Here is an 11,582-nt window from a genome sequence, read left to right as displayed (position 1 = left end):
CACGACACGGACGCCGGCGGCACACGCCGTAGCGGCGGGCGCGGCAGGGCGCGGCAAGGGGAGGGACGCGGCGATGGACCCGGGCGCGGCGGTGCTTCTGGCGGCGGCGGGCGCGCTCGGCGGCGCCGTCAACGCGATCGCCGGCGGCGGCACCTTCTTCACCTTTCCGGCGTTGATCGCGGCGGGGCTCGATCCGCTGACGGCCAACGTCTCCAACGCGGTGGCGATCTATCCGGGCCATGCCGCGGCGGTGGCGGCCTACCGGGCCGAGCTCGCGGCGGCCGGCCGCGTGGCGCTGCGGCGCGGCGCCGTTGCCGCGCTCGGCGGGCTGGCCGGGGCGGCGCTGCTGTTGTGGGCCGGGGCGGCGGTGTTCGCCGGGCTGGTGCCGTGGCTGCTTCTGGCCGCCACCGCGCTGTTCGCCGCCGGCCCGGCGCTCGGCCGCGCGGCGGCCCGCCTCGGCGGGCAGGGCGGGGCGGGCGGCCTCGCCGTGGTCTTCGTCTTCTGCGTCTATGGCGGCTATTTCGGCGCCGGGCTCGGCGTGCTGCTGATGGCCGCGCTCGCCATCGTCGGCGTCGCCGACCTGCAGCAGGCGAACGCCCAGAAGAACCTGATCGCCACCGTGGTGACGACGGTCTCGGTGGCGGTGTTCGTCGCCGCCGGGGCGGTCGCCTGGCCGCAGACGATCGTGGTGATGGCCGGGGCGGCGGCCGGCGGCTATGGCGGCGCCCGGCTGGCGCGGCGCGTGCCGGCGCGGCTGCTGCGCGGCCTGGTGGTGGCGGTCGGGCTGGCGCTGTCGGCCTGGTACTTCGCCGCCGGCTGACGGCGGCGGCTTGCCGCCGGCCGCGAAAGCCGGCCAGGGCCGATCTGCCGTTCACGCCATCGCAGATCGGCGCCAGCTTGTCGTCTCGGCGGGTTTTCCCGAACGGCGAACGGGTTTCCACTCCGCCGGGAAACGCGATAGCCTGACCGGGCGCCGGCGGCACGGCGCCAACGGGGAGCGCCATGCACGGTCCGCCGCCCGCCGGGGCGAGATTGCAGCGCAGCAGCGGGCAGGGCCGCCTGGCGGTGCGCCGCGCCGACGGGCGCACCCGCCTTGCCGGCCTCTACCAGGAGGGCGCGCAGAAGATCCGCCTGCCGCGGCCGCTCGGCCGGCGCGACCTCGAGGCGGTGCTGATCAACACCGCCGGCGGGCTGACCGGCGGCGACCGGCTGTGCTGGTCGGTCGAGGCGGCCGCCGGCAGCGCGCTCACCGTCACCAGCCAGGCCTGCGAGAAGGTCTACCGCTCGCTCGGCGACAGCGCCCGGGTGACCAGCCGGCTGGCGCTCGGGCCGGGGGCGCGGCTGTGCTGGCTGCCGCAGGAGACGATCCTGTTCGACGGCAGCCGGCTCGACCGGCGGCTCTCGGCCGAGATGGCGCCGGACGCCGAGCTGCTGATCGTCGAGGCGACCCTGTTCGGCCGCGCCGCGCGCGGCGAGACGGTCGCCGCCGGCGCCTTCCGCGACCGCTGGGACGTCGCCTGCGCCGGCGTGCCGCTGCATGTCGAGGCGGTCCGCCTCGACGGCGCGCCGCAGGCGCTGCTCGACCGCCAGGCGGTGGCGGCCGGACGGACCGCGCTCGCCACCGTGCTGCGCGTCGCGCCGCAGGCGGCGGCCGACCTCGACGCCGCGCGGGCGCTGGTGCACGATGCCGAACGCGCCGTGCCGGGCCTCGCCGGCGGCGTGTCGGCCTGGCGGGTCGGACCGACTGGCAAGCTTCTTGCACGGCTGACGGCGCAGGACGGCCATGCGCTGCGGCGCGGGCTGGTTCCGCTGATGCGGCTGCTCGCCGGTGAGGCAGGCGTGCCGCGAATGTGGGCATTGTGACGAAGGACGGGCATGCATCTCACCCCGCGCGAGAAGGACAAGCTGCTGATCTCGATGGCCGCCATTGTGGCGCGCCGCCGGCTGGAGCGCGGCGTCCGGCTCAACCATCCCGAGGCGGTGGCGCTGATCTGCGACTTCGTGATGGAGGGCGCGCGCGACGGCCGCCCGGTCGCCGAGCTGATGGAGGCCGGCGCCCGGGTGATCGGCCGCGAGCAGGTGATGGAGGGGGTGGCCGAGATGATCCGCGACGTGCAGGTCGAGGCGACCTTTCCCGACGGCACCAAGCTCGTCACCGTGCACGAGCCGATCCGATGACGGCCCGGCCGGAACCCGGCCGCGGCGCCACGAGACCCCGGAGGAGGACAGCTTCCATGCAAAAATCGGCAGCCACGGCACTGCTGCTGCTTGCCGCCGTCGCGCCGGCCGCCGCCCACACGGGCACGGTCGCGGGCGGCGCGCTGGCGAGCGGCTTCGCGCATCCGCTGTCCGGCGCCGACCACGTGCTGGCGATGCTCGCCGTCGGCCTGTGGGCGGCGCTCGCCGGCGGCCGCGCCGTGTGGGTCCTGCCGGCGGCCTTCCTGGCGCTGATGGCGGCCGGTTTCGGCGCGGCGCTCGCCGGCCTGGCGCTGCCGATGGTCGAGCCGGCGATCCTCGCCTCGCTGGTGGCGCTCGGCCTGCTGGTCGCCGGTGCCGCGCGGCTGCCGCTGGCCGCCGGTGCGGCGCTCGCCGGCTTCTTCGCGCTGTTCCACGGTGCCGCGCACGGCGCCGAGCTCGGCCACGCGGACGCGGCCGGGTTCGGCCTCGGCTTCCTCGCCGCGACGGCGCTGCTGCATGCCGCCGGCCTCGTCTGCGGCGCGGCGGTCGCCGGCCGCTTCGGGCCGCTGCCGCTGCGGCTTGCCGGCGGCGCGACGGCGCTGGCCGGCGTCGTGCTGGCGGCCGGCTAGATGCGATCTGCTTTTCGCGGAACCGCAGATCGGATCCAAGGTATCGTTTCGACGCGTTTCCGGACGGCGAACCGGTTTCCACTTCGCCTGCAAACGCTTTTTGGGAGGGCACGATGATTCCCGGCGAGATCCTGACGCAGCCCGGCGACATCACGCTCAACGCGGGGCGCGAGACGCGGCGGCTGACCGTCGCCAACACCGGCGACCGGCCCGTGCAGGTCGGCAGCCACTACCATTTCCACGAGGTCAACCCGGCGCTCGCCTTCGACCGCCAGGCGGCGCGCGGCTTCCGGCTCGACATCCCCGCCGGCACGGCGGTGCGCTTCGAGCCCGGCCAGAGCCGCGACGTGGTGCTGGTGCCCTATGCCGGCGCGCGCCGCGTCTACGGTTTCCGCAAGGCCGTGATGGGGGCGCTGTGATGCGCGCGCTTCTCGCCGCCGCCGCGCTGCTGGCCGCAACCGCCGCCGCACAGCCGCAGGACTGGAACTGCGACGACCCCGGCAACCTGCCGCAGCAGGGCATGAATTTCTGCGCGGCGCGCGACTTCGAGCGCGCCGACCGGGCGCTCAACGTCGCCTGGAGCAAGGTGCGCGAGGCGGTCGCGGCCCGCGACGCCGACCTGCCGGAGGCGCTGCGCGGCTGGCCGGAGGCCCTGCTCGCCGCACAGCGCGCCTGGATCGGCTACCGCGACGGCCACTGCACGGCGGAGGGCTTCCAGTTCCGCGGCGGCACGATGGAGCCGCTGATCGTGGCGACCTGCAAGGCGCGGCTGACGCGCCAGCGCACCGAGGAGCTGCTGCTCCTCGTCGAGGCGTACTGAGAGGGGCGATGTCGCAGCGCCTGTTTCCCGGCCGCCGCGTGCTGTGGATGGACCCGGCCGGTCCGCCGGCGAGCTTCGACGCCGCACCCGGACCGCACTGCTGCGCGGCGATGCGCGCGGCGCTGAGCAACGACTGCGCGGCGCATGCCGACGACGCCTTCGCCTGTCCCGACATGCTGATCTCCTACAGCCCCGCGTTCAACGAATACGGGCTGATCGTGCATGACGGCGGCGCGAGCAGCGTCGTCATCGATCACTGCCCGTTCTGCGGCGCGCGGCTGCCGCAGAGCCTGCGCGCGCGCTGGTTCGAGGCGCTCGAGGCGCTCGGCGTCGACGATCCGCTCGGCGCGCCCGACACGGTGCCCGCCGCCTACCGCTCGGCGCGCTGGTGGCAGAGCGGAGACGACGGATGAGCGGCCGGCAGCCGGCATTCCGGGTTTCGGCCGCGCCGACCGCGCCGGCGCGGCCCTGGCCGGGCGGCCTATTCGGCGTCGGGCAGCGGCGGCAGCGCGCGCAGGTACAGGATGACGGCGGCCAGGTCGTCCTCGGTCATCGCGGCGTAGTGCGCATAGGGCATCGGCGGGTTCATGCGGCTGCCGTCGGGGCGCTCGCCGCGGGTGATCATCGCGGTCAGCTCGGCGTCGCTGTAGCCGGCCAGCCCGTCGGCGTGGCTCGTCAGGTTGGGCGCGACGCTGACGCCCCACGGTCCGTGGAACTCGAAGCCGCCCTGGCCGAGCGCGCTGTCGACCATCGGCCCCTGCGGCCCCATCGGGGTGTGGCACTCCATGCAGTGGGCGATCGGTCCGGCGAGGTATTCGCCATAGTCCACCGTCACGCCGGCGGGCACGGCGGCGACGCTGTCGACCGGCGGGCCGTAGGCCGGCGGCAGCGGCATCGAATAGCTCGAGTCCGGCACCGTGTTGTCGACCGCCGGCACGGTGCGCAGGAAGGCGACGATCGAGGCCAGGTCGTCGTCGGACAACTGGCGGTAGAAGTGGAACGGCATCGGCGGACCGATCAGCGAGCCGTCCGGCCGGATGCCCTCGCGGATGGCGCGGGCGAGCTCGGCGTCGGTCCAGTCGGCGACGCGCGAGCCGGGCGTGATGTTCGGCGCATAGGCGGTGAACTGCGGGTTCTTCTCGACCAGCCGGCCGCCGAGCTCCTGCTGCATCACCGGTCCCTCCGGCCCCATCGGCGTGTGGCAGTTGCCGCAGGCGCCGGGCCCGCGCACGATGTATTCGCCGCGCGCGAGCGACGGTTCGGCCGAGGCCGCACCGGCCGCGAGCATGCCGAAACCGGCGAGCGCGGCGGCAATCCGCAGTGTGGTCATTGTCCTGTGTCCCCCATATGGCCGGCGGGCCCGGCGCCAATGCGCCGTCCGGCCGGTTCGAGCCGCACCTGCCACCCCCGGCAGGGCCGACCCGGCGGCACGATAGCCGGGTGCGACATTTTGTCAAACGGCGCGTGCGCCGGAAGGAGCCGGAGCTGATGCCTGCCACCCTGTCGCGCGCCGCCTATGCCGGCATGTACGGACCGACCGTCGGCGACCGCGTGCGGCTGGCCGACACCGAGCTCGTCATCGAGGTGGAGACGGACTTCGCCGTGCCCGGCGAGGAGGTGAAGTTCGGCGGCGGCAAGGTGATCCGCGACGGCATGGGCCAGTCGCAGAGAAGCCGCGCCGAAGGCGCCGTCGACACGGTCGTCACCAACGCGCTGATCGTCGACCACAGCGGCATCTACAAGGCCGATGTCGGGCTGCGCGACGGGCGCATCGCGGCGATCGGCAAGGCGGGCAATCCCGACACCCAGCCGGCCGTCGACGTCGTCGTGGGGCCGGGCACCGAGGTGATCGCCGGCGAGGGGCGCATCCTGACGGCCGGCGGCTTCGACGCGCACGTCCACTTCATCTGTCCGCAGCAGGTCGACGAGGCGCTGATGTCGGGCGTCACCACCATGCTGGGCGGCGGCACCGGGCCGGCGCACGGCACGCTGGCGACCACCTGCACGCCGGGCCCCTGGCACCTGCACCGCATGATCCAGGCGGCCGACGGCCTGCCGATGAACCTCGCCTTCGCCGGCAAGGGCAACGCCGCGCTCACCGGCGCGCTCGACGAGATGGTGCTGGCCGGCGCGGCGGCGCTCAAGCTGCACGAGGACTGGGGCACGACGCCGGCGGCGATCGACGCCTGCCTCGAGACCGCCGACCGGCACGACGTGCAGGTGATGATCCACAGCGACACGCTGAACGAATCGGGCTTCGTGGAATCGACCATCGCGGCGATCGCCGGGCGCACCATCCACGCCTACCACACCGAAGGCGCGGGCGGCGGCCACGCGCCCGACATCATCAAGCTGTGCGGGCTCGCCAACGTCATCCCGTCGTCGACCAATCCGACGCGGCCCTACACGGTCAACACGGTGGCCGAGCATCTCGACATGCTGATGGTGTGCCACCATCTCGACCCGACGATCGCCGAGGACATCGCCTTTGCCGAAAGCCGCATCCGCAAGGAGACGATCGCGGCGGAGGACATCCTGCACGACCTCGGCGCCTTCTCCGTCATCGCCTCCGACAGCCAGGCGATGGGCCGCGTCGGCGAGGTCGTCATCCGCACCTGGCAGACCGCCGACAAGATGAAGCGGCAGCGCGGCCGGCTCGCCGAGGAGACCGGCGACAACGACAACATGCGGGTGCGCCGCTACATCGCCAAGTACACGATCAACCCGGCGATCGCGCACGGCATGGCCGGCGAGATCGGCTCCGTCGAGGTCGGCAAGCGCGCCGACCTGGTCTTGTGGAACCCGGCCTTCTTCGGCGTCAAGCCGGACCTGGTGCTGCTCGGCGGCATGATCGCGGCCGCGCCGATGGGCGATCCCAACGCCTCGATCCCGACGCCGCAGCCGGTGCACTACCGGCCGATGTTCGCCGCCTGCGGCGGGGCGCTCGCCGCCGCGTCGGTCACCTTCGTGTCGCGCGCCGCGCACCAGGCGGGGCTCGCCGCGCATCTCGGCACCGCCAAGGCGCTGGTGCCGGTCGGCGACACGCGCGCGGGCATCGGCAAGGCGGCGATGCGGCTCAACGACGTCACGCCGGTCATCGAGGTCGACCCGGAAACCTACGAGGTGCGCGCCGACGGCAAGCTGATCACCTGCGAACCGGCGCGCGAGCTCGCCATGGCGCAGCGCTACTTCCTGTTCTGAACCGCGATGGCGCCGCTTTTCCGCGCCCCGCGGTTGGTGCAAAAGAGGGCAGGTGCGGCACAGGAGGACAGCCGGGCATGATCTACGTCGTCGCGACGCTCACCATCAAGCCGGGATCGCTCGCCGCGCTGCGCGCGCCGGCCGCCGCCTGCGTGGCGGCGACGCGGGCGGAGGCGGGCTGCCTCGGCTACGACCTGCATGTCAGCCTGGAGGACGAGCAGCGGCTCGTCTTCGTCGAAGCCTGGACGACGCGCGAGGCGCTGTCGGCGCATGCCAGGACGCCGCATCTGGCGGCCTGGCGGGCGGCGAGCGCGCCGCATCTGGTGGAGCGCCGCATCGACGTGATCCATGCCGACAAGGTGGAGACCTTCTGAGACCGATGGCCGAGACACAGCCCCGCTACATCGCCGTCGGCGCGCCCGGCTCGCGCGTCACCCGCGTCACCTGGATGCTGGAGGAGCTCGGCCAGCCCTACGCCATCGTGCCGGCCAAGCCGCACAGCGCCGAGATGCGGCGCCACAACCCGACCGGCAAGGCGCCAGCGCTGGTCGACGGCGCGCTGGTGCTGACCGATTCGGCGGCCATCTGCAGCTATCTCGCCGAGCGCCACCCGGAGGCCGGCTTCGCGCCGGCCGACGCGGCCGAGCGGGCCGCGCTCACCGCCTGGCTGTGCTTCGCGCAGGCCGAGTTCGAGGCGCCGCTGTGGACCAAGCTCAAGCACCGCTTCCTGCTTGCCGAGGCCGAGCGCCTCGACGTGGCGGCGTGGACGGCGGCCGAGTTCGCCCGCGAGGTGCGGGCGCTCGAGGCGCGGCTCGGCGACGGACCCTATGCGCTGGGCGCGCGCTTCAGCGCCGCCGACGTGGTGCTCGGCCATTGCGGGCGCTGGGCGCGCGGCGCCCGGTTCGCCGTCGAATCCGAGGCGGTGAACGCCTATTTCGACCGGCTGCTGGCGCGGCCGGCGCTCGCCCGCGCGCTCGCCCGCGAGGCGGCGGCATGAGACGGGCGGGCGCGGTCGAGCGGGACGCGCCGGCGATGCCGGCGGCCGCCGGCCGGGTGGTGCTGCGCCACGACGAGCGGCGCCTCCGGCGCAAGGCGCTGACGCTGGAGGGCGGCGGCCGCGTGCTGGTCGACCTCGCCGAGACGACGACGCTGCGCGCCGGCGACCGGCTGGTGCTGGAGGACGGGACCCGTGTCGCGGTGGCGGCGGCCGCGGAGCCGCTGCTGCAGGTGACCGGCCGCGACCGGCGCCATCTCGTCGAGCTCGCCTGGCACATCGGCAACCGCCATCTGGCGGCCGAGATCGCCGAGACGCACATCCGCGTCATCGACGATCACGTCGTGCGCGCCATGCTGGAGGGGCTGGGTGCCGGCGTGGCGGCGCTCGAGGCGCCGTTCGAGCCGGCGCGCGGCGCCTACCACGCGCATGCCGGCGCCGCCCGGCACGCGCACGACCACGACCATGACCACCGGCACGCCGGCGACGGCAGCCCGGCGCACGGCGGCTGACAGGCGCCGTGCGGCCGGCGTGCCCGACGCAACCGCAAGCAAACGGAACGAGGCATCGCATGAGCTTGTTCGCCCCCGAGAACCGCACGCTGTCGCCGCGTCACAAGACGCTCTACGCGGCCTACGAGATCGCCTACACGCTGGCCGACTTCGCCGCCGCGATGCTGTTCCTCGTCGGCTCGGTGCTGTTCTTCTACCAGTCGCTGGAGACGCCGGCGATCTGGTGCTTCGTGTTCGGCTCGGCCTTGTTCGCGGTCAAGCCGACGCTGCGCCTGGCGCGCGAGCTGCACTACGCGGCGATCGGCGACACCGACGACCTGGCCCGGCGGGCCGGCGCATGAGCGCGGCCGCGGGGTGCCTTCGGTGAGGCCGGGGCTGCTGCCGCTGATGGCGTGGCTGTCGCCGGCCTTTCCGACCGGCGGCTTCGCCTACAGCGGCGGGCTGGAGGCGGCGGTGGCCGACGGCATGCCCAACGACGAGGCGACGCTCGGCGCCTGGCTGGCGACGCTGCTCGGCCACGGCGCGCCGCGCAACGACGCGATCCTGCTGGCGGCGGCCTGGCGCGCGGCGGACGATCGGGCGGCGCTCGACCGGCTGGCCGGGCTCGCCGCCGCGCTCGCCGGATCGGCCGAGCGGCACGCAGAGACGCTGGCGCAGGGGGCGAGCTTCCACGACGCGGCGGGCGCCTGGTTCGCCGGCCGGCCGCCGTGCCGCCGCGAGACCGCCCTGCCGGTGGCGCTCGGCGCGGCCTGCGGCGCGGCCGGCGTGGCGCTGCCGGACGCGCTGGCCGGCTTCCTGCAGGCCTTCGTGTCGGCGCAGCTTCAGGCGGCGATCCGCCTGTCGGTGACCGGGCAGGCAGGTGCGGCCCGGCTGCTCGCGGCACTCGGGCCGGCGGTCGCGGCCGCCGCCGCGCAGGCCGCCGCGGCGACGCCGGACGACCTCGGATCGGCCGCCATGCTGGCCGAGATCGCCGCCATGCGCCACGAGACGCTGGCGCCGCGGCTGTTCCTGTCGTGAGGGAGACGCGGCGATGAGGCACACGGCAAACGGACCCCTTCGGGTCGGCATCGGCGGGCCGGTCGGCGCCGGCAAGACGACGCTGACGGCGCAGCTCTGCCGCGCGCTGGCGGCGACGCGCTCGGTCGCCGTCATCACCAACGACATCTACACCCGCGAGGACGCCGAGGCGCTGATGCGCATGCAGGTGCTGCCCGGCGACCGGGTGATCGGGGTGGAGACCGGCGGCTGCCCGCACACGGCGATCCGCGAGGACGCCTCGATCAACCTGCGCGCGGTGGAGGAGCTGGTCGGCCGGCACGGCGACCTCGACGTGATCTTCATCGAGTCGGGCGGCGACAATCTCGCCGCCACCTTCTCGCCCGATCTCGCCGACCTGTCGCTCTACGTCATCTCGGTGTGCCAGGGCGACGACATCCCGCGCAAGGGCGGACCGGCGATCGCGCGCTCCGACCTGCTGATCGTCAACAAGACCGATCTGGCGCCGCATGTCGGCGCCGATCTGGCGGCGATGGAGCGCGACGCCGCGCGGGTGCGCGACGGGCGGCCCTACGTCTTCACCGACATGCGGCGCGGCGCCGGCGTCGACCGCGTCGTCGCCTTCCTGGCCGAGAACGGCGGGCTGTGAGCGCGCGGCACGGCGACGCGGCGGCAGACGCGGCGGGGCTATCGCGACCGGCCGGCCTGTGGGACGATCGGGCCGGCGCAGGACGAGGAGACGACATGACGCAGGACGGACTTGGCGGCGTGGTGGCGGCGGTGCCGACGCCGGTGACGGCGGCCGGCGAGCCGGACACGGAGCGCTTCTGCCGGCACGCGGCCTGGGCGCTCGGCCATGGCTGCGACGCGCTCAACGTGCTCGGCACCACGGGCGAGGCGAACTCGCTGTCGGCCGGTCAGCGCGGCGCGGTGATGCGCGCGGCGGCCGGCGCGCTCGACACGCGGCGGCTGATGGTCGGCACCGGCACGCCGGACCTGCCGACGACGGCGGCGCTGACGCGGCTTGCCGGCGCGCTCGGCTTCGCCGCCGCACTGGTGCTGCCGCCCTACTACTACAAGGGGGTGTCGGACGACGGCCTGTTCGCCTGGTTCGCCGGGCTGGTCGAGGCGACGGCCGAGACGGCGATCCCGCTCTACCTCTACAACTTCCCGCAGATGACCGGCATCGCCTTCGCGCCGGCGCTGGCCGAACGGCTGGCGAAGGCCTTTCCCGGCCGCATCGCCGGCGCCAAGGACAGCTCCGGCGATCTCGCCTATACCGCTGCGCTCGCCCGCATCGACGGCTTCAAGGTGTTTCCCAGCAGCGAGACCGCGCTCGCCGCGGCCGACCGCGACGGCTATGCCGGCTGCATCTCGGCCACCGTGTCGGTGACGGCGCCGCTGGTGGCGCGGCTGTGGGCCGACCGCGGCAACGCCGATCTGCTGCGCCGGGCGGAGGCGGCGCGCGCGGCGATCGCCGCGCAGCCGCTGATCCCGGCGGTCAAGCACCTGGTCGGCCGGCTGCACGGCGACGCGGCCTTCGCCCGCGTGCTGCCGCCGCTGATGCCGCTCGCCGCGGGCGAAGCCCGCGCGCTCGACGGGCTGGAGATCGCCGCCGCCTGAGCCGTGCCGCGCGCGGGCCGGGTGAGGGGCGGAAGGGCCGGTCTGCCGGCCGTCAGGCGGCGGCCGGGGCGGGGCGGTGCTCGGCCATGTCGTTCCAGACCTGCTGCTCGGCGAGCCGGCCGTCGACGAGGGCGAAGCGGTCGATGAAGCGGATGCCGTCGAACGGCGTGCCGTCGGGCCATTCGCCGGCCAGCGTTCCCTGGCAGAAGACGACGGGGCCGGCCGCGCCGACGCTCTCCTCGATGCGCTCGTAGCTCTTGCGCACGAAGCGGTAGCGGCTCCTGCTCCAGGCGACCAGCTCTTCAAGCGCGGTGAAGCGGTGGCCGCCGGGAAAGGTCATGACGAAGCCGTCGGCCAGCCATGCGCGCGCGGCGTCGAGGTCGCGCGCCTGCACGGCGTCGAGAAAGGCGCGCACGGTCTCGGCCGGGCCGGCCGCCGGGGCGCCCGGCGTGCGCGGCCTGCGGCCGCGCATGTAGCCGGCCGGCCGCACCTCCTCGATGGCCACGGTGATGCCGTCGAGCGGCGCGGCGATGGTGGCGCCGACGGCGTCGGTCAGCCGCGCGGCGAGCCGCTGCAGCGTCGCGTCCTCGTAGCCTTCGATCAGCGTCACACGGATGACGGGCATCACC

Annotated in this window: 17 protein-coding genes; 15 read left to right on the top strand and 2 right to left on the bottom strand. The window is 74.7% G+C overall.

The genetic code is table 11. The features are described 5' to 3' along the window. From N1F89_RS13380 to N1F89_RS13350, 7 genes are all read left to right on the top strand, one after another. Window positions 1–820: TSUP family transporter (locus N1F89_RS13380; protein WP_290084657.1), on the top strand; the 820-nt coding region annotated here is incomplete at its 5' end. Window positions 821–1,002: 182 nt separating this feature from the next. Beyond that, entirely contained in the window at window positions 1,003–1,863 is an 861-nt protein-coding gene (locus tag N1F89_RS13375; RefSeq protein ID WP_290084656.1) for an urease accessory protein UreD, read from the top strand. A gap of 12 nt (window positions 1,864–1,875) precedes the next feature. Further along, complete coding sequence (locus tag N1F89_RS13370; RefSeq protein WP_290084655.1) at window positions 1,876–2,178, top strand: urease subunit gamma; 303 nt, start codon at window positions 1,876–1,878, stop codon at window positions 2,176–2,178. 56 nt (window positions 2,179–2,234) lie between these two features. Beyond that, the gene (locus N1F89_RS13365; protein ID WP_290084654.1) at window positions 2,235–2,807 is read left to right on the top strand and encodes a HupE/UreJ family protein; all 573 of its coding nucleotides are present in this window, start codon (window positions 2,235–2,237) and stop codon (window positions 2,805–2,807) included. Window positions 2,808–2,920: 113 nt separating this feature from the next. Continuing rightward, window positions 2,921–3,226, top strand: a complete 306-nt coding sequence (locus N1F89_RS13360; RefSeq protein ID WP_290084653.1) for an urease subunit beta — start codon at window positions 2,921–2,923, stop codon at window positions 3,224–3,226. Then, window positions 3,226–3,627 (top strand): lysozyme inhibitor LprI family protein, encoded by a 402-nt coding sequence (locus N1F89_RS13355; protein WP_290084652.1) that lies wholly within the window; start codon window positions 3,226–3,228, stop codon window positions 3,625–3,627. The genes N1F89_RS13360 and N1F89_RS13355 overlap by 1 nt, the downstream gene beginning before the upstream one ends. 8 nt (window positions 3,628–3,635) lie before the next feature. Next, window positions 3,636–4,040 (top strand): hypothetical protein, encoded by a 405-nt coding sequence (locus N1F89_RS13350; protein ID WP_290084651.1) that lies wholly within the window; start codon window positions 3,636–3,638, stop codon window positions 4,038–4,040. A gap of 68 nt (window positions 4,041–4,108) precedes the next feature. Here the strand turns inward: N1F89_RS13350 and N1F89_RS13345 are convergent, their stop codons facing one another. Beyond that, window positions 4,109–4,957, bottom strand: a complete 849-nt coding sequence (locus N1F89_RS13345) for a c-type cytochrome (RefSeq protein ID WP_290084650.1) — start codon at window positions 4,955–4,957, stop codon at window positions 4,109–4,111. Window positions 4,958–5,115: 158 nt separating this feature from the next. On the opposite strand from N1F89_RS13345, the gene ureC reads away from it, so the two are divergent. The 8 genes from ureC (at window position 5,116) to N1F89_RS13305 (ending at window position 10,953) form a co-directional block, all read left to right on the top strand. Continuing rightward, entirely contained in the window at window positions 5,116–6,828 is a 1,713-nt protein-coding gene (ureC, locus tag N1F89_RS13340; RefSeq protein ID WP_290084649.1) for an urease subunit alpha, read from the top strand. 77 nt (window positions 6,829–6,905) lie between these two features. Continuing rightward, window positions 6,906–7,202, top strand: coding sequence for a putative quinol monooxygenase (locus N1F89_RS13335; protein WP_290084648.1), 297 nt, complete (start codon window positions 6,906–6,908; stop codon window positions 7,200–7,202). Between the two features lie 5 nt (window positions 7,203–7,207). After that, window positions 7,208–7,825 carry a glutathione S-transferase family protein gene (locus N1F89_RS13330; RefSeq protein WP_290084647.1) on the top strand — a complete coding sequence of 206 codons (618 nt, stop codon included), beginning with the start codon at window positions 7,208–7,210 and terminating at the stop codon, window positions 7,823–7,825. Further along, window positions 7,822–8,334, top strand: a complete 513-nt coding sequence (locus N1F89_RS13325; protein ID WP_290084646.1) for an urease accessory protein UreE — start codon at window positions 7,822–7,824, stop codon at window positions 8,332–8,334. The genes N1F89_RS13330 and N1F89_RS13325 overlap by 4 nt, the downstream gene beginning before the upstream one ends. Window positions 8,335–8,393: 59 nt before the next feature. Continuing rightward, window positions 8,394–8,675, top strand: a complete 282-nt coding sequence (locus N1F89_RS13320; RefSeq protein ID WP_290084645.1) for a YrhK family protein — start codon at window positions 8,394–8,396, stop codon at window positions 8,673–8,675. Between the two features lie 22 nt (window positions 8,676–8,697). Then, on the top strand, window positions 8,698–9,351 hold the full coding sequence (locus tag N1F89_RS13315) for an urease accessory UreF family protein (RefSeq protein ID WP_354670327.1): 654 nt from the start codon (window positions 8,698–8,700) through the stop codon (window positions 9,349–9,351). A gap of 13 nt (window positions 9,352–9,364) precedes the next feature. Further along, window positions 9,365–9,979, top strand: a complete 615-nt coding sequence (ureG, locus tag N1F89_RS13310) for an urease accessory protein UreG (protein WP_290084644.1) — start codon at window positions 9,365–9,367, stop codon at window positions 9,977–9,979. 95 nt (window positions 9,980–10,074) lie between these two features. Beyond that, on the top strand, window positions 10,075–10,953 hold the full coding sequence (locus N1F89_RS13305) for a dihydrodipicolinate synthase family protein (RefSeq protein WP_290084643.1): 879 nt from the start codon (window positions 10,075–10,077) through the stop codon (window positions 10,951–10,953). A gap of 52 nt (window positions 10,954–11,005) precedes the next feature. Here N1F89_RS13305 and N1F89_RS13300 read toward each other — a convergent pair whose 3' ends face one another. Further along, a complete protein-coding gene (locus tag N1F89_RS13300; protein ID WP_290084642.1) occupies window positions 11,006–11,578 on the bottom strand; it encodes a nuclear transport factor 2 family protein in 573 nt (190 codons plus the stop codon). Between the last annotated feature and the right edge of the window lie 4 nt (window positions 11,579–11,582).

It is taken from the genome of Aquibium sp. A9E412, assembly GCF_030398335.1.
Classification (GTDB): domain Bacteria; phylum Pseudomonadota; class Alphaproteobacteria; order Rhizobiales; family Rhizobiaceae; genus A9E412.
This window is presented reverse-complemented; position numbering and strand designations above follow the sequence as displayed.